Source organism: Aliiroseovarius sp. S1339 (assembly GCF_023195695.1).
GTDB lineage: Bacteria > Pseudomonadota > Alphaproteobacteria > Rhodobacterales > Rhodobacteraceae > Aliiroseovarius.
The window spans coordinates 258367-274663 of sequence record NZ_JALPQG010000004.1 but is presented as its reverse complement, the minus strand read 5'-3'; the positions used below and the strand labels follow the sequence as shown (position 1 = coordinate 274663).

Genomic DNA, 16297 nt, shown 5'->3' with positions numbered 1-16297 from the left:
AAATTTGGGGGAAGTTGATGGCAGTGTCAGATTCGGCAGCCAAAGAAATTCAGGCACCAGACGAACAAAGCGAAGCCATTCGCGTGACCGATCTGCATAAGTCTTTTGGCTCACTGGAAGTGCTCAAGGGCGTTTCCCTGACCGCGCACAAGGGCGATGTCGTGGCCATCATTGGGGGCAGTGGCTCGGGTAAATCCACCTTCCTGCGATGCATCAATTTTCTGGAAACGCCCACCTCTGGCCAGATCGTGGTGAATGGCGAAGAGATTTTGATGCGCGCAGACGGCACACCCGTTAAGCGGCGCCAAATTGAACGTGTGCGCACGCGCCTTGGTATGGTGTTTCAGGCCTTTAACCTTTGGACCCACCGCACCTTGCTGGAAAATGTCATCGAAGTGCCGATCCATGTACTGAAGGTCCCTCGCGCCGAGGCGATTGAGAAGGCCAAGATCCTGCTAGATCGCGTTGGGCTTGGCGACAAGGCCGATACCTTTCCATCCTACCTCTCTGGCGGACAACAACAGCGGGCGGCGATCGCGCGGGCTTTGGCGGTTGATCCCAGCGTGATGCTGTTTGACGAGCCGACCAGCGCGCTTGACCCTGAACTTGTCGGTGAAGTCCTGACCGTTATTCGCGATCTGGCGGCCGAGGGGCGGACCATGCTGCTTGTCACGCACGAGATGAAGTTTGCCCGCGAAGTGGCGACCCATGTCGTTTATCTTTTCGAGGGATGCATAGAAGAACAAGGTCCACCTGCCGAATTGTTCGGCAATCCGAAATCTGCAAGGCTGCAACAGTTCTTACAAACAGTCGGCTAACAAAACCAAAACCAACAATGGGAGAAAACTAATGAAATTCAAGACTCTATTGGCCGCAGGGCTGACGGCGAGCGTATTGGCAGCGGGTGCTGCTTCGGCGCAAGAAGTGAAGATCGGAATCGCCGCAGAGCCTTATCCGCCCTTCGCCTCGCTTGACGCGTCCGGCAACTGGACCGGCTGGGAGGTCGAGATTATTGGCGCGATTTGTGCGGCTGCCGAACTTAACTGCGTGATCACACCCGTTGCGTGGGACGGTATCATTCCGTCGCTGACAGGTCAGCAAATTGATGCGATTATGGCGTCGATGTCGATCACCGAAGAGCGTATGGAAACGATTGATTTCAGCGATCCCTACTACAACACACCAGCCGTGATTGTGGCTGACAAGTCCATGGACATTGAGCCGACACCTGAATCATTGGCAGGTAAGATTGTGGGCATTCAAGCTTCAACGATCCACCAATCATACGCCAATGCCTATTTTGGCGACGCGGCAGAAGTTCGCGTCTACCAAACTCAGGATGAGGCGAACCAAGACCTGGTCGCAGGCCGGATTGATGCCACGCAGGCAGACAGCATTGCGATGGCCGATTTTGTCGGCTCCGATACGGGTGCCTGTTGCGAGATCAAGGGGCCGGTTGCCAATGATGAAGCCATTCTGGGCAAGGGCGTTGGCGCTGGTATCCGCAAAGGTGATGATGCGCTGCGCGAAAGTCTGAACGCTGGTATTGCCGCCATCCTCGCGGACGGCACCCACGCCGAGATCACCTCGCGCTACTTCACGACCAGCATCTATAGCGAATAAGCGTCGCTTTGGAGCTGATCCTCGAAACGCTTGGCTTGGCCAGAAGTGCAGAGCTGCTTGCGCTCAACCCTCCGGGGTGGGGCGGGAACCTTCTGCGTGGCCTTGCTAACTCACTCCAGATCGCTTTTGGCGCATTTGGCTTTGGGTTGGTGATCGGGCTTTTCGGGGCGTCTGGTAAACTTTATGGCGGGGTGGTCGTTCGTGATCTCCTCGCCATTTATACGACTGTGATCCGGGCGGTGCCCGAATTGGTGCTGATCCTGATCCTTTATTACGTTGGCACGGACCTTATCAATCAGGTGTCCCAGGCCATGGGATACGGGCGCGTCGAGATCAGCGGCGTCGTTGCAGGCATTTGGGTTTTGGGTATTGTTCAGGGGGCCTATGCAACCGAAGTGCTGCGCGGCGCAATTCAAGCGGTTCCTAAGGGCCAGATCGAAGCGGCGCGGGCTTACGGCATGCCGCCCACGATGATCATGCGCCGGGTCACAATCCCGGCGATGATGTCTTTCGCCACGCCCGGACTGGCCAACTTGTGGCTGATTGCCACGAAAGATACCGCGCTTCTTGCAATTGTCGGCTTCAGCGAGTTGACGCTGGAAACCCGCCAAGCCGCCGCCAGCACGCGCGCATATTTTACCTTCTTTCTGGCGGCAGGCGCGCTTTACATGATGGTCACGCTTTTCTCGGGCGCGATATTCGCTCGGATTGAAAAATGGGCGCGCCGCGGCCAACCCTCGCTGCGGGGGACAAGCAAATGATAGATTGGCGCAGCTTACTGCAACCACACCGGATTGTGCTGATGGCGTTGTTTGCCGGGCTGGTGATCTGGTGCGCGGTCTCCCTGCGCTGGGACTGGATCCCGGAATACACGCCACTGGCCATCGAAGGCGCGTGGCGCACGATCTGGATATTGGTTGTCACCACCGTTGCGGGGTTTCTTTTGGCGATCCCCCTTGGCCTCGCGCAAGCGGTGGGGCCGTGGTATCTGTCTGCCCCGGCCAAGACCTTTTGCACCATCATCCGTGGCACGCCGCTGCTGCTGCAAATTTGGCTGCTCTATTACGGTTTGGGATCGCTTTTCCCGCAAATCCCATGGATACGTGGAAGCGAGCTTTGGCCCTATCTGCGCCAAGCCTGGCCTTATGCGGTGCTGGCCCTGACCTTGTCTTATGCGGGCTATGAAGGCGAGGTGATGCGCGGTGCATTCTCAGGTGTAAACAAGGGCCAGCTGGAGGCGGCGAACGCATTTGGTATGCCCCGGTTTACGATGTTTCGCCGAATCTGGTTGCCGCAGGCGATCCGTAATGTGCTGCCAACTTTGGGTGGCGAAACGATCCTTCAACTGAAGGCCACGCCACTGGTTGCAACGATCACGGTGGTCGAGATTTATTCGGTCTCATCACGCGTGCGATCAGACACGTTTATCGTTTACGAGCCGCTGATATTGCTGGCGGTATTTTACATGATCATTGCGGGGATCATCACGCTGATGTTTCGCCGGTTTGAAAACCAGACTGTTCAGCGATAGCAGACTAACCCCCATCGACGGCCTCGCCCCCCAAAAAGAGACGAGGCCGCAATGATCAGTTCAGATCGGTCAGGTCCTGATATTCGCGATAGTCCGCAGCATAGGCGCGGTAGCTGTCGATCACGCGCTTGAACATCTCATCCTCTGCCGATTTCTCGGCATAGACTTCGTCCGCGGCGGCGCGCAGCGCGTCAATCACAGGGTCAGGAAACCGTTTAACGTCCACACCCTTGGCGCGGAATTCCTCAAGCACTGCGCTTTGCGCGCCTGCGGCAGCCCCCAGCGCATAAAGGTTGGCATCCGAACATGACACTTCGATCGCGGTGCGCTGGCTATCTGTCAACGCGTCCCACTTGTCTTTGTTCATATAGAATTCGATGAAGCCTGCAGGTTGGTGCCAGCCGGGGAAGTAGTAGTTCTTGGCGACCTTATCGAAGCCCAGAAGCTTGTCGACCTGCGGAAAGCTGAGCTCGGTCGCATCAAGGCGGCCTGTTTCAAGCGATGTGGAGATTTCGCCGGTTGGCAGCGACATCGCGTTTGCACCCAGCTTGGCAAGGATTTCACCGCCCAGCCCGCCGATCCGGATGTTGAGGCCCTGCAAATCTTCGGGCGCATTAATCTCTTTCGTGTACCAGCCACCGGCTTCAGACAGGATCACGCCACAGGCCATCGGCACGAGGTTATAGGGCGCGTAAATCTCTTGCCAAAGTTCAAGACCTCCTCCGTGTTGTAGCCAACTGATGTACGAAAGCGGATCGCCGCCAAACGGCACGGACCCAAACAGCGCTGCGGCTGGTTCTTTGCCACTGGCATAAGCCGCGAAGGACCAACCTGCATCAATCGCCCCGACGCTGACATTGTCGAAGATTTCGAACGGAGGCGACATCTCGCCCGCCAACAAGTAGTTGAATTCGACCTCGCCGCCGGTCAGCGCGGACACATTCGCCACAAAGCGTTTGGCCGTCGGGTCCAGCACCGGCAGCCCGCCAAAGGCGCCCTGCAGGTTGTAGGTTTCTGCCGTCGCACTTGTTGCCGCGAGAGCGGCGACTGCCGCGAGCATCAATGTCTTCTTCATGAGTTTCTCCCTTTCATGAGGTGAGTCCGGTGATCAAACCGGGGAACAGGATCAGCAGCACCAGCACCAGCACTTGTAACGCAATGAAGGGCAGGACGCCGCGATAGATTTGCGGGGTGGTCAGCGCATCGCCAGCCGCGCCGCGCAGATAGAACAGTGAAAAGCCAAAGGGCGGGGTCAGGAAGGATGTTTGCAAGTTCACGGCCACCAGAATGCCAAACCAGATCAGGAGTGTATCGCCCGACAGCCCATTGCCGAAATCCAAACCCGCCACGATGGGCGCAAAGATCGGCATCAGGATCAGGGTGATTTCCAGCCAGTCCAATACGAACCCCAACAGGAAGATCGCGGCCATCACAACCGCCAGCACGGTGTACGGCTCGGACCCGAAGGCCATGATGCCCGCTTTAACCAGATTGTCGCCGCCAATGCCTTTGAACACGGCAGAAAAACACGTCGCACCGATCATCACGAACAGGACGACGGACGTTGTAATGACGGTCCGCGTGGCGGCCTCTTTCAGCATCGCGAAGCTGAACTTGCCATACAGAAGCGTGATCAGGACTGCGCCAAATGCACCAAGGCCACTGGCTTCGGTCGGAGTGGCAATGCCTGAGACGATGGAGCCAAGCACAGAAATGACCAGCACCAGCAGCGGGCCAAGATCAAAGATCAGTTGCGGCACCGAAATGCGGTCATGTTGAACCAGCGCGGGTAAGCCACGCGCGCCCCAAATGATGAAAGCACCATAGGCCAGCACCAGCAACAAGCCCGGCCCGATTGCGCCTGCAAACATATCTGGCACGGGGGTTTGCAACTGATCGCCCAATACGATCAGCATCACCGATGGAGGGATCAGAATTGCCAGCGTGCCAGAGGCTGCGATCAGCCCGGCCGAGGTTGGTTTATCAAATCCCGCCTCTTCCAGTCGGGGCAGGGCCAGCAGGGCAAGCAAAACGACTGACGCCCCAACGATCCCCGATGACGCCGCAAGCAACACGCCGATGACGAGGACCGAGAAGCCCATGCCAGCCGCACTTCCGCCCAAAGCGCGTTGGGATGCGCGAAGCGAACGTTCCGCCGCGCCGGAGATTTCCATGATCAATCCCATCAGGATGAACATCGGCACCGCAACCAGCAGCCAGTTTGACAGGACGTTTGCATAAATCCGACTGACCAGCAGGTTAAAGAAGGCGACCGGCAGATCGGACAACAGAATGAAAATCGCCGCTGACCCGGCAAGCGCCATCCCAACACGGTATCCGGCAAAGATTGCAGTCAAGGTCAGACCGGCCATCGCCAGAGGCAGAAAACTTTCGCTCATCGGATGGATCTGATCAGGCGGAAGGTCTCGATCAGAATCGCGAGGGCCAACAGGCCCAGACCTAAGGGTAATACGGCTTTTATCAGCCAAAGGTCGTTCAAGCCGCCATTGCGCGATCCTTCGTCGGAAGACCAGGCCCGCTGCATGAAGTTCCAGGCCGCTGGTAGGCCCAACGCGAAGAACGGCACAGCAAAGACCAAATTTCCCGCCAAGTCGATGCGCGCTTTCACGCGGTCGCTGCTGCTTTGATATAGAAAATCAACCCGCACATGTTTGTTCATCAACCAGACCATCCCCGCCGGTGTCAGTCCAACAATCACCAGTAGATGCCATTGCAGATCAAGCAGCGAATTCAGCGTGATAGCCTTGCCGAGGACAGGCAAGGACGCCTCAAAAGCTGTGATCGGATTGATGTCCAGCGCGCTGAACAGAACCTGCACGACAATCCCGCACATCATCACGATCAGCGCGACAGCCAGCGCACCCATCGTCGCAGATTGCAGGCCTTTGAACATAGCGTCCCCCATTTCGCGTCACATGGAACGACATATTTTCACGTGGTGCAATCCTTCCCGATGAAATCAATGAAGCGATGTTATCCTCGACAGGATCGCGGCGATGGTAAAGCGGGGCAACAGTGTGCAGGCCTGACTTTACCAGGCCGGGATGCATGGACGTAATCTCAACTGGTGCTCTGTTGTGGTCGCCCAGTCGAAAGCGTGATAATTCGCGTTGCATGTGTTTTGTGTGAAAGCGTCCGCGATTGTCGTACCACCCAAAAGGCTCTATTATAAACTGTGTCGACAACAAGGTGCCCGATGACAAGAAAGCCCAAAGCGGTAGAGCGTAAACGAGGGTCGGGCGTTCAGATCGTCTATTCCATTTTGCGTGATGATATCCTTGATCTGACGTTGCCGCCGGGCAGCCCGATTGATGAAATTCAACTGTCAGAACGGCTTTCAATGTCGCGCACGCCGATCCGCGAAGCTTTGGTGCGACTGGCGAGCGAGGGGCTGGTGACCACACTGCCCAACAGGTCGACCGTTGTATCCAACATTGACTTCATGAACCTGCACACGTTTTTCGACGCGATGACCCTGATGTACCGGGTTACCACGCGCTTGGCCGCGCAGTGTCATACGCCAGCTGATATGGATGCCATTCGCGCCCGTCAGGTCGACTTTGCAGCGGCGGTTGAAGCGCAGGACGCCTTGGCGATGATTGCAACGAACCGCGAGTTTCACGCTGTGATCGCAAGGGCAGGGCGCAATCCTTATTACGAGGCGCTGTGCCTGCGGTTGTTGGACGAGGGGCGGCGGTTGTTGCGGATGTATTATTCGTCCTTTGATGACCAGTTGCCCAAACAATACGTTCAGGAACACGAGGATCTGATTGACGCGATTACTGCGCGCGATGTGGACCGGGCGGACGCCTTGGCGTCGGCCCATGCCGACCAGATCGTTCAGCAGATTCAAACGCTAATCGCGCGCGACAAAAGGCAGCATATATCGTTGTAATTTAAAGTGAAAAATTGGAACGCACCTTTGGAAATATTTTCTGTCGACAAATAAAATACAAAATGTATCATGCCGACAGCCCGGCATCTACTACGAACGCGAAAGCGCACAGATTGGCTGGCCGGATTTTTTGATGGGGGACACGATGACTTCGACTATCTTTTCAGGCTGCATTCCGGCTTTGATGACGCCTTGCACCGCAGACCGTAAACCCGATTTCGACGCGTTGGTCCGCATGGGCAAAGAGCTGATCGCGAAAGGAATGCGCGCTGTTGTGTATTGCGGGTCGATGGGGGACTGGCCGCTTTTGACCGATGAAGAGCGTATGCAAGGCGTCGAACATCTGGTCAACGCAGGTGTGCCTGTGATCGTCGGCACCGGTGCGGTGAACTCAAAGCTGGCAGCGGAACATGCGGCACACGCCCAAAGGGTTGGCGCGCACGGTTTGATGGTGATCCCACGGGTTCTGTCGCGCGGGCCCTCCATCACGGCACAGCGCGCGCATTTCAAAGCGGTTCTGGCGGCCGCCCCCTACCTTCCGGCGGTGATTTATAACAGCCCTTATTACGGCTTTGCGACACGCGCCGACCTGTTTTTCGACTTGCGCGCGGACCACCCCAATCTGGTAGGGTTCAAGGAATTCGGCGGTGCGGCTGATCTGCGCTATGCTGCGGAAAACATCACCAGCGGTGATGATGACGTGATCCTGATGATCGGCGTCGACACCACCGTCTTTCAGGGGTTCGTAAATTGCGGCGCAGCCGGTGCGATCACCGGCATCGGAAACGTGTTGCCGGAAGAGGTCTTGCACCTTGTCGCATTGTCTCAAGCCGCTTCAAAAGGCGACGTCGATGCACGCCGGCGCGCGCTGGAGTTGGAAGCAGCTCTTGCTGTGCTGTCCTCTTTTGATGAAGGGCCTGATCTGGTTCTCTATTATAAACATCTGATGGTCCTGAAGGGCCATGCGGAATACGCGCTGCACTTCAACGAAACCGATGCGCTGAGCGACAGCCAACGCGGCTATGTCGAGGCGCAATACGAGCTGTTTTGCACATGGTACGCAGCTTGGAGCAAGCAAGGTGGCGCCGTCGCAAAATACGCGGTTTGACGGCGAAATGAAAAAGGCCGACTGGATTCGGAGGGCTTTTCCCGCCTGATCTAGTGCCCACATTGCCGAACCCATTGAAAGGGATATGACAGATGACATTCGTTCCTCATGGTAAACACCTGATTGCTGGCGCATGGATTGCGTCGGGTGAAAAGTTTTCGTCCTCGCCGGCACATGGCCCGTCGCATGTGTTTTCTGTCGGCACCACAGATCTTGTGGACCGCGCCTGCGAGGCAGCTGAGGACGCGTTTTGGACTTACAGCAATACAACGCGCAGTGAACGGGCCGCGTTCCTGAACGCCATAGCTGACGAGATTGACGCGCGCGCAGCACAGATCACCGAAATCGGAACGCAAGAAACCGGACTTCCAGCCGCGCGCCTGGATGGCGAGCGCGGGCGCACAGTCGGACAGTTGCGCCTGTTTGCGCAGCATATTGAAAATGGGGATTATCTTGACCGTCGTCACGATGCAGCCCTTCCTGATCGACAGCCTGTGCCGCGCCCCGAGATCACCATGATGCAGCGCCCGATTGGGCCTGTGGCGGTGTTTGGTGCGTCAAACTTCCCGCTGGCATTTTCGGTCGCCGGCGGCGATACGGCGGCGGCGTTGGCGGCTGGGTGTCCCGTTGTGGTCAAGGGCCATTCCGCACATCCCGGCACGGGCGAGATCGTCGCAGAAGCCATCCACGCCGCCATCGAACGCACAGGTATGCCCAAAGGCGTGTTCTCGCTGATCCAAGGCGGCGATCGCGCCGTTGGTCAGGCCGTCGTGCAGCATCCGCTGATCAAAGCCGTCGGCTTCACCGGCAGTCTGGCTGGTGGGCGCGCGCTGTTTGATCTTTGTGCAGCCCGTTCCGAGCCCATCCCATTTTTCGGAGAGCTTGGGTCGGTGAACCCGATGTTCATGATGCCAAAGGCGGTTGCCGCGCGCGCCGACGAATTGGGGCAGGGGTGGGCCGGGTCTTTGACGATGGGGGCGGGGCAATTCTGCACCAATCCTGGAATCGCTGTGGTTATTGACGGGGGTGACGCGGATCGCTTTGTGAAAAGTGCCGCGACGGCCTTGGAAGGCATCGCCGCCCAGACCATGCTGACGGATGGCATTGCGAAAGCCTTCTGCAATGGGCGCGATCGCGTCCAAGGCGATGGGTCTGTGCGTCGGGTCTATGTGGCCGATAGTGCGGATCGCGACGCGGGCCCTGCCTTGTTTGAAACGACCGGCTCCGAGTTTCTGGCAAACCCCGCCTTGCATGAAGAGGTTTTCGGCCCATTGGGTCTGGTGGTTCGTGTGGCGTCATTGGCCGAAATGGAAACACTGGCGCGCGGGTTGCAAGGTCAACTGACCGTAACGCTGCATATGGACGATGCCGACGCTGACGCCGCGCAGACTTTATTCCCCGTGCTTGAACGCAAGGCTGGCCGCTTGTTGGCGAACGGCTTCCCGACCGGTGTCGAGGTTGTGGATTCCATGGTTCATGGTGGGCCCTATCCGGCAAGCACGAATTTCGGCGCGACAAGTGTCGGGACGCTGTCGATCCGTCGGTTCCTGCGACCTGTGGCGTATCAGAATATGCCAGCCGCGCTGTTGCCGCGCGATGCGGCGGTTTGACAGGTCTTCGATTAAGTGAAACCTGGCGGCAATGATGAATGCCGCCACGGGATCAACCACCCAAACACCGGTGCGCATTCGTAGCGGTCACAGCACACCCGGCAGGCGCGACATGAGCGGTTGCCGGGTTCTTCCCACTCTCCAGCCTCCACGCGGCGCGTTACAAATTTAGAACAGGCGGCGCAGATAAGCTGTGTCAATGATCCACCTCAGTTTCCCCTGGAATACTGCGTGCCAGTCTTGTGTATGTAGCATGGCCCCGTGACCGTCGGTCCGGTGGTCTGGATGTGGCGTATTTCGGCCGGATGGGGGTCCCATGAAAGTGAAAGAATACCTCAAGATTGAAAGTGCAGCAGACCTGAGCCGCTCGGAAGTCGGGCGATTGGGCACAGCCATTCTTTTTGTAGTGGGTGTGATAGTTTACACGGGTACGCGTTTTGCACATGTCGACCAGCTTTACCTGTTGATCGCTGCCGCAGTGATCGGGGCCTATATGGCAATGAACATTGGCGCAAATGACGTTGCCAACAATGTCGGCCCGGCGGTGGGATCATTCGCCCTGACCTTGACCGGGGCGATCGTGATTGCCGCCGTTTTCGAGGCTGCAGGTGCCATCATCGCGGGTGGGGACGTGGTCTCGACCGTGAAGAAAGGGATTATCGACCCGGCCGATGTGCCTGACCCGGATACGTTTATCTGGGTGATGATGGGCGCGTTGATCGGTGCCGCGCTTTGGTTGAACGCGGCCACATGGTTGGGCGCGCCCGTCTCGACGACCCATTCGATTGTGGGCGGTGTGATGGGGGCAGGGATCGCTGCCGTCGGCTGGGATGTCGTCAACTGGGATTCGATGGGCAAAATTGCACTGAGCTGGGTTATTTCGCCCCTGACTGGCGGCGTTGTTGCGGCCCTATTCCTTTTTTTTCTGCAAAAGACGATTTTTTTCAAAAAAGACCCCGTCGAGGCCGCGCGCAAAGTTGTTCCCTTCATGATCGGCATCATGGCATGGGCCTTTACCACCTATATCGCGCTTAAGGGCGTAAAAAGGCTGATCGAGATCGACTTTTTCAACGCCGTTCTGATTGGTCTTGTTGTGGGGCTGGCGGCAATCGTTCTGGTGCGCCCGATGATCAACAGGGCCGCGCCAAAGCTGGAAAATAACGGCAATGGGGTGAACACGCTGTTCACCGTCCCCCTGATCATCTCGGCAGCACTGCTGAGCTTTGCGCATGGCGCCAATGACGTGGCCAACGCGGTCGGGCCGCTGGCCGGGGTGGTGGACGCACTAACCAATACGCAAGGGGGGGCCTCCAAAGTCTCTATCCCATTATGGGTGATGGTGATCGGCGCGTTGGGCATCTCGGTCGGGCTTGCCTTGTTTGGCCCCAAGTTGATCCGCACCGTCGGCTCTGAAATCACCGAACTGGATCGCTCGCGTGCGTTCTGTATCGCACTGGCCGCGGCGATCACCGTGATCTTCGCCAGTCAGTTGGGCATGCCGATCAGTTCGACCCATGTGGCCTTGGGGGCCGTCTTTGGCGTGGGTTTTTTGCGAGAATTCCTTGAAAGCCGGATGAGCCAGGTCGTCGAAGACGTGTTAAATCAAAACAAAGGCGAAAAGGATTTCGCGCTGGTTGAACAGGTTTTGATGTCCTTCCTGAACGCGCCGCCCGAAGACAAGCAGCGCATTTTGGACAAGTTAAAGAAAATGGGCCCAGAGGCGGTGATTGACGCCGCCGAGCGCAAGATGCTTCAAAAGGCTTTAAAGCGTCAGTTGGTGCATCGTTCCTCGCTTCTGAAGATCGTGTCGGCGTGGATCATCACCGTTCCGGTGTCTGCCGTGTTGGCGGCGCTGTTCTATTTTGTGCTGCGCGGCATGATGCTGCCATAGGAGCCCGCATACCGTCATGATGAAAAAACTCCTTTTGCCGGTTATCCTGCTGGCCCTGAGCTTTGGCTTCTGGGCCAGCCGAGATTTCCAGGAAATTGCTGCCGGCGTCGCTATTTTTCTGTTTGGTATGTTGATGCTAGAGGACGGCTTTAAGCTGTTCAGCGGTGGATTTCTAGAAGCCGCACTGGAAAAAGCGACAGGTTCCGTCGCCAAATCAATGGGGTTTGGCATCCTTACGACCACGATTATGCAATCCAGTTCGCTGGTCTCGGTGATCACGATATCTTTCCTGTCGGCTGGGCTTATATCTCTCATAGGTGGTGTTGGGATCATTTTCGGGGCCAATATCGGCACCACCACGGGCGCATGGCTGGTCGCGGGGTTTGGTCTTAAGGTCAATATCTCGGCCTATGCACTGCCGATGTTGGCGCTGGCCATCGTGCTGGTGTTTCAGAAAAACAAGTATCTGCGCGGGTTCGGATTTGTCCTTGCCGGGCTTGGTTTTCTGTTCCTTGGCATCCACCATATGAAAGAGGGGTTTGTATCCTTCAAAGACCAGTTTGACCTGACCCGCTTCGCTTTGACGGGGTTATTGGGGCTGGTGGTCTATACGCTGGTTGGTGCGACAGCGACCGTGGTCATGCAATCCAGCCACGCCACGATGACCCTAATCATCACCGCCCTTGCGGCTGGGCAGATATCCTATGAAAACGCGTTGGCGCTGGCGATTGGCGCGAATGTCGGCACGACGATTACAGCTATTATCGGCTCGTTTACCGCCAACTATCAGGGAAAACGGCTGGCGCTGGCGCATCTGATCTTCAATCTGCTCACCGCTGGCGTCGCGCTGGTATTCATTGGGCCGATCCGCGTGACCGTCGATTTCATCTCGGCTGGGGTGGGCATACCGGACAATGATTTCACGCTTAAGCTTGCGGTATTCCACACGGTGTTTAACACGCTGGGCGTGGTGATCATGCTGCCGCTTCTTCATCGCCTGATTGCTTTTCTGGAACGCACGATCAAGCAACCCGAAGAAGATCTGAGCAAACCAAAATATCTGTCCGAGGCGGTCGATGAGTTTCCCCAAACCGTCGAGGTTGCGCTGCGACGAGAGGTCAAACATCTGTATGACAATGCGGTCGAACTGATCGTGCACGGGCTAAACCTGCATCGCACCGAGCTTTTTGAAACGAAGGACATCGCCGCAACGGTCAGGGCAAGCCGCAAGCCGGTCGAGTTTGATATCGACGAACGCTACGAGGCGCGTGTCAAAACGCTTTATTCTGCGATTGTCGAATTTGCCACCCGTGCAGGCGCAAAAGGCATGCCCGAAGATGTCATGGAAGAGATTTATTCTTTGCGCGACGTGGCCGGACGGATCGTCAGGGCCGTGAAGGCGGTGAAGCACCTGAGAGGCAACGCTACGCTTTATACCGAACGGCCACAGGGGACGATCACCGAGCTTTACAACCAACTGCGCATTGAGATTGCGCGCATCATCGTCGAAATCCGCAAACTCGATCTGACTGACCCCGAGGATCGGTCAAGCCTGTGGCTGGATCAAGAACGGGTTCAGGTGGAAAGTTCCGGGCGCGAAGCCAATGATCGGGTCGAGGCATTGATCCGAAACCGGAAACTTGATGCCGCCGTAGCTACGTCGTTTCTGAACGATTCCAACTATGCCCAATCAGCGATGCGCGACCTGCTTGGGGCGGCACGGGCCTATTACATCGAACGCGAAGACGCGATGGCCGAGGTGGAACGCATATTGGCGCTTGATGACGAGGAACTGACAGCCATTGTCATGGGCGCGTTGAATGAAAAAAAGAAGGAACAAGCGCCATGACCAACAGATCTTATCATACGGCTATTACATTCGGTCGACATATTGTGTCGTCGCAAAAAGGGGGCTGCAATGGGACTTGAAAGCGCTGTTGAGAAACTAGACAAGTATTACGGTCGGCTTGAAAAGGGTAAGGCTGAGAAGATCAAACCCTCGCATGTCGAAAAAATCATGCTGAAGCTCGAAGCCAAGGCTCAGTCGCTTCAGGCCGAGCTTGGCGAGACTGCGAAAGAAACGAAAAAGCAACGGCTTGAGCGAAAACTTGAGATGGTCAGAGAGCAGTTGGAGCGCGCCCGCTGGCTGAAAGAAACAATTCGCGAAAAATAGGGCCGCTGGTTTGTGTCAGGTCATCGCGCGCGCTAGGTAAGCCGGTAAGGTGCCAAGCTGGCCGCGAAGGCTTCCATGAATTCCAGAGAGATCATGGATGGCTGCTTCAGTGTGGGGCGCACCAGCGACAGTCGGTGCGGAATCGTGGGGGTGAACGGCCGGTGGTCAAGGCCATGGCCAACATATTTCGCGGCATCCAGCGCGCTGACGATCGAGACGCCAACGCCCTGACAGACCATTTCGCACGCCGCTGTAAACTGGCGCGATTCCACCAGTGAATTAATCGCCGTGTTTTCTTTCTGAAATGCCTCGTTCAAATCCCGAAAAAACGCGCTGTCACGGCGGGTGTGGATCAGGTTCTCGTCCGTCAAATCACGCGGGCCGATGACCTCTAACCCGGCCAGATTGTGCCCGGTCGGAAACACACAGACGGTGCGGATGTCGATATGTTCGTATTCGACCGCTGGGTGGCCTTCGAATCCGTCGGTGATGCCGAAATCATATTGCTCGCCCACCATCCATTCCAGAATGCGTTCGGGCCGGTCGGGTTCCAACGTGAGACTGACACCGGGCCGATCTCGCAGAAAAGCCGCAACGACGCCGGGCAGGTGGCTGGTGGCAAAACCGGGCAGGCAAGCAATTCGCAAATGGCCCGCTTTCTTATCTGTGATGTTCTGACTGGCCTCCGATATCTGGTGCATCATGTCTAGCACGCGACGGATATCTGGCAGCAGAAAGCGCACCTCTTGCGTGGGCACCAACCGCCCGTCGCGACGGTTGAACAGGTTAAACCCCAAGACATCGCGCAGATCGGACAGAAGGCGACTCACGGCGGGCTGGCTGACGCCCAATTCCTGCGCACCACGTGTCATGGACCCGTGATGTGTGACGGCCATAAGGGCCTCTAGCTGACGCAGTCGCAATGGGTGTGTCATGCAATCTCCCTTCTCTTACTGGCTGAGCATAGCGGTATAATGCTGTGTTATAAAACCGTTGCAGTAAATGCTCTTGCATTATGTCAAGCGGGATGTAACCCTTTTGCAAGACACGCAATATGGCCAGATGGCTTGCGTGGTTGAACCTGGGAAAATGCACCGCTTTTTGGTGCAAGGGAGGATGAAGTGAAGAAACTCGTGTTTGGCGCACTTGCTGCCGCAACCACTGCGATGTCCCCAATCGGGGCATACGCTCAAACTGAAATCCAATTCTGGCACGCCTTTACTGGCCGTTTGGGCGAGCTTGTGGCCGCACAGGTGGACCAGTTCAACGGCAGTCAAAGCGACTACACCGTCGTTGCCAGCCACAAGGGCAACTATTCGGAAACCCTGAACGCCGGGATCGCGGCGTTTCGTGCGGGCGAACAACCCCATGTTCTGATGGTGTTCGAAGTTGGCACCGCCACGATGATGGCGGCGGGCGGTGCGATCAAGCCCGTCTATGAGGTGATGGCCGAAAGCGGTGCCGCGTTCGATTCTGACGCCTACATCGGCGCTGTCAAAGGCTATTACACCACCACAGACGGCCAGATGCTGTCCTTGCCCTTCAACTCGTCCACGCCCGTTCTGTGGGTGAACCGTGACGCGATGGAGGCCGCCGGGGTGGACCCCGACACTGACCTGTCCACGTGGCAAAACGTCGATGCGGTGCTTGAGCAGTTGAAGGCTGGCGGCGAAGACTGCCCGTTGGTCACCGCATGGCAAAGCTGGATCCATCTTGAAAACTTCTCGGCCTATCATGACGTGCCATTTGCCACGCAGGACAACGGCTTTGCCGGTCTGGACACAGAGCTTGCTTTGAACGGCGAAGCGCAGGTGGCGCATCTGACAAAGATGGGCGAATGGGCCAAGGATGGCGAATTCATCTACACCGGTCGGCGTAATGAAGGCGGCGCAAACTTCCGTGCCGGCGAATGCGCGTTGTTCACCGAAAGCTCGGCCGGTTACGCGGGCATCAAGGACGAGGCCCAATTTGCCTTCGACGTGCGCCCGTTGCCTTATTGGGAAGGTGTCGGCAACGCGCCGCAAAACACCATCATCGGGGGCGCGTCCCTGTGGGTGATGCAGGGTCACGAGGCCGAGGAATACAAGGGCGTGGGTGAATTCCTGTCCTTCCTGTCTTCGACCCCGGTTCAGGCGCAATGGCATCAGGACACCGGCTATCTGCCGATCACGGTCGCCGCGGGCGACGCCACCAAAGAGGCTGGGTTCTACGAAGAAAACCCAGGCACTGATATTGCGGTGATCCAGATGACCGCCAAAGAGCCTACCGCCAATTCCAAGGGCCTTCGTCTGGGGTCGTTTGACCAGATCCGCGGCATCATCGACGAAGAGCTGGAAGGCATCTGGGCCGGTGACAAAACCGCGCAAGAGGCGATGGACAGCGCCAAGGAACGCGGCGACGCGCTTCTGCGCCGGTTCGAGCAAGCCAACAAGTAAGTCACGCATC

The 16297-nt window shown here is 57.1% G+C and carries 15 protein-coding genes; 11 read left to right on the top strand and 4 right to left on the bottom strand.

Annotated features, from left to right (window positions below; genetic code table 11):
- Positions 1 to 17: 17 nt before the first annotated feature.
- Genes MUY35_RS07995 through MUY35_RS07980 form a run of 4 tightly spaced genes read left to right on the top strand, consistent with a single transcriptional unit; the run spans position 18 to position 3154 of the window.
- Entirely contained in the window at positions 18 to 818 is an 801-nt protein-coding gene (locus MUY35_RS07995) for an ATP-binding cassette domain-containing protein (protein WP_248365600.1), read from the top strand.
- A 31-nt stretch (positions 819 to 849) separates the two neighbouring features.
- Positions 850 to 1623 carry a transporter substrate-binding domain-containing protein gene (locus MUY35_RS07990; RefSeq protein ID WP_248365599.1) on the top strand — a complete coding sequence of 258 codons (774 nt, stop codon included), beginning with the start codon at positions 850 to 852 and terminating at the stop codon, positions 1621 to 1623.
- Positions 1624 to 1631: 8 nt separating this feature from the next.
- Positions 1632 to 2384, top strand: coding sequence for an ABC transporter permease (locus MUY35_RS07985; RefSeq protein WP_248365598.1), 753 nt, complete (start codon positions 1632 to 1634; stop codon positions 2382 to 2384).
- Positions 2381 to 3154, top strand: coding sequence for an ABC transporter permease (locus MUY35_RS07980; RefSeq protein WP_248365597.1), 774 nt, complete (start codon positions 2381 to 2383; stop codon positions 3152 to 3154). Before MUY35_RS07985 ends, MUY35_RS07980 begins: the two co-directional genes overlap by 4 nt.
- A gap of 55 nt (positions 3155 to 3209) precedes the next feature.
- Here MUY35_RS07980 and MUY35_RS07975 read toward each other — a convergent pair whose 3' ends face one another.
- The 3 genes from MUY35_RS07975 to MUY35_RS07965 are packed head-to-tail and all read right to left on the bottom strand — an operon-like array spanning position 3210 to position 6068.
- A complete protein-coding gene (locus MUY35_RS07975) occupies positions 3210 to 4229 on the bottom strand; it encodes a TRAP transporter substrate-binding protein (protein WP_248365596.1) in 1020 nt (339 codons plus the stop codon).
- Positions 4230 to 4242: 13 nt separating this feature from the next.
- Positions 4243 to 5553: a TRAP transporter large permease subunit gene (locus tag MUY35_RS07970; protein ID WP_248365595.1), complete on the bottom strand. Its 1311-nt coding sequence runs from the start codon at positions 5551 to 5553 to the stop codon at positions 4243 to 4245.
- The gene (locus tag MUY35_RS07965; RefSeq protein WP_248365594.1) at positions 5550 to 6068 is read right to left on the bottom strand and encodes a TRAP transporter small permease subunit; all 519 of its coding nucleotides are present in this window, start codon (positions 6066 to 6068) and stop codon (positions 5550 to 5552) included. The genes MUY35_RS07970 and MUY35_RS07965 overlap by 4 nt, the downstream gene beginning before the upstream one ends.
- A 303-nt stretch (positions 6069 to 6371) precedes the next feature.
- On the opposite strand from MUY35_RS07965, the gene MUY35_RS07960 reads away from it, so the two are divergent.
- The 6 genes from MUY35_RS07960 to MUY35_RS07935 all read left to right on the top strand — a co-directional run bounded on the left by MUY35_RS07960 (position 6372) and on the right by MUY35_RS07935 (position 13852).
- Positions 6372 to 7070: a GntR family transcriptional regulator gene (locus MUY35_RS07960; RefSeq protein WP_248365593.1), complete on the top strand. Its 699-nt coding sequence runs from the start codon at positions 6372 to 6374 to the stop codon at positions 7068 to 7070.
- 145 nt (positions 7071 to 7215) lie between these two features.
- Positions 7216 to 8178: a dihydrodipicolinate synthase family protein gene (locus tag MUY35_RS07955; protein WP_248365592.1), complete on the top strand. Its 963-nt coding sequence runs from the start codon at positions 7216 to 7218 to the stop codon at positions 8176 to 8178.
- 92 nt (positions 8179 to 8270) lie between these two features.
- Positions 8271 to 9788: an aldehyde dehydrogenase (NADP(+)) gene (locus tag MUY35_RS07950; RefSeq protein ID WP_248365591.1), complete on the top strand. Its 1518-nt coding sequence runs from the start codon at positions 8271 to 8273 to the stop codon at positions 9786 to 9788.
- Positions 9789 to 10104: 316 nt separating this feature from the next.
- Positions 10105 to 11679 carry an inorganic phosphate transporter gene (locus MUY35_RS07945; RefSeq protein ID WP_248365590.1) on the top strand — a complete coding sequence of 525 codons (1575 nt, stop codon included), beginning with the start codon at positions 10105 to 10107 and terminating at the stop codon, positions 11677 to 11679.
- A gap of 16 nt (positions 11680 to 11695) precedes the next feature.
- Positions 11696 to 13528, top strand: coding sequence for a Na/Pi symporter (locus MUY35_RS07940; RefSeq protein ID WP_248365589.1), 1833 nt, complete (start codon positions 11696 to 11698; stop codon positions 13526 to 13528).
- Between the two features lie 69 nt (positions 13529 to 13597).
- Positions 13598 to 13852, top strand: coding sequence for a hypothetical protein (locus MUY35_RS07935; RefSeq protein ID WP_248365588.1), 255 nt, complete (start codon positions 13598 to 13600; stop codon positions 13850 to 13852).
- A gap of 32 nt (positions 13853 to 13884) precedes the next feature.
- Here the strand turns inward: MUY35_RS07935 and MUY35_RS07930 are convergent, their stop codons facing one another.
- A complete protein-coding gene (locus MUY35_RS07930) occupies positions 13885 to 14787 on the bottom strand; it encodes a LysR substrate-binding domain-containing protein (protein ID WP_248365587.1) in 903 nt (300 codons plus the stop codon).
- Between the two features lie 186 nt (positions 14788 to 14973).
- Between MUY35_RS07930 and ugpB the strand changes: the two genes are divergently transcribed.
- Positions 14974 to 16287, top strand: coding sequence for a sn-glycerol-3-phosphate ABC transporter substrate-binding protein UgpB (gene ugpB / locus MUY35_RS07925; protein WP_248365585.1), 1314 nt, complete (start codon positions 14974 to 14976; stop codon positions 16285 to 16287).
- Positions 16288 to 16297 lie beyond the last annotated feature (10 nt).

What these genes read in the sequence shown, in the direction of transcription:
- MUY35_RS07960 (WP_248365593.1), top strand. Translation starts at nt 6,372, where the DNA reads ATGACAAGAAAGCCCAAAGCGGTAGAGCGTAAACGAGGGTCGGGCGTT.
- MUY35_RS07970 (WP_248365595.1), bottom strand. Translation starts at nt 5,553, where the DNA reads ATGAGCGAAAGTTTTCTGCCTCTGGCGATGGCCGGTCTGACCTTGACT.
- MUY35_RS07975 (WP_248365596.1), bottom strand. Translation starts at nt 4,229, where the DNA reads ATGAAGAAGACATTGATGCTCGCGGCAGTCGCCGCTCTCGCGGCAACA.
- MUY35_RS07995 (WP_248365600.1), top strand. Translation starts at nt 18, where the DNA reads ATGGCAGTGTCAGATTCGGCAGCCAAAGAAATTCAGGCACCAGACGAA.
- MUY35_RS07940 (WP_248365589.1), top strand. Translation starts at nt 11,696, where the DNA reads ATGATGAAAAAACTCCTTTTGCCGGTTATCCTGCTGGCCCTGAGCTTT.
- MUY35_RS07980 (WP_248365597.1), top strand. Translation starts at nt 2,381, where the DNA reads ATGATAGATTGGCGCAGCTTACTGCAACCACACCGGATTGTGCTGATG.
- MUY35_RS07930 (WP_248365587.1), bottom strand. Translation starts at nt 14,787, where the DNA reads ATGACACACCCATTGCGACTGCGTCAGCTAGAGGCCCTTATGGCCGTC.
- MUY35_RS07965 (WP_248365594.1), bottom strand. Translation starts at nt 6,068, where the DNA reads ATGTTCAAAGGCCTGCAATCTGCGACGATGGGTGCGCTGGCTGTCGCG.
- MUY35_RS07955 (WP_248365592.1), top strand. Translation starts at nt 7,216, where the DNA reads ATGACTTCGACTATCTTTTCAGGCTGCATTCCGGCTTTGATGACGCCT.
- MUY35_RS07950 (WP_248365591.1), top strand. Translation starts at nt 8,271, where the DNA reads ATGACATTCGTTCCTCATGGTAAACACCTGATTGCTGGCGCATGGATT.
- MUY35_RS07935 (WP_248365588.1), top strand. Translation starts at nt 13,598, where the DNA reads ATGGGACTTGAAAGCGCTGTTGAGAAACTAGACAAGTATTACGGTCGG.
- MUY35_RS07945 (WP_248365590.1), top strand. Translation starts at nt 10,105, where the DNA reads ATGAAAGTGAAAGAATACCTCAAGATTGAAAGTGCAGCAGACCTGAGC.
- MUY35_RS07990 (WP_248365599.1), top strand. Translation starts at nt 850, where the DNA reads ATGAAATTCAAGACTCTATTGGCCGCAGGGCTGACGGCGAGCGTATTG.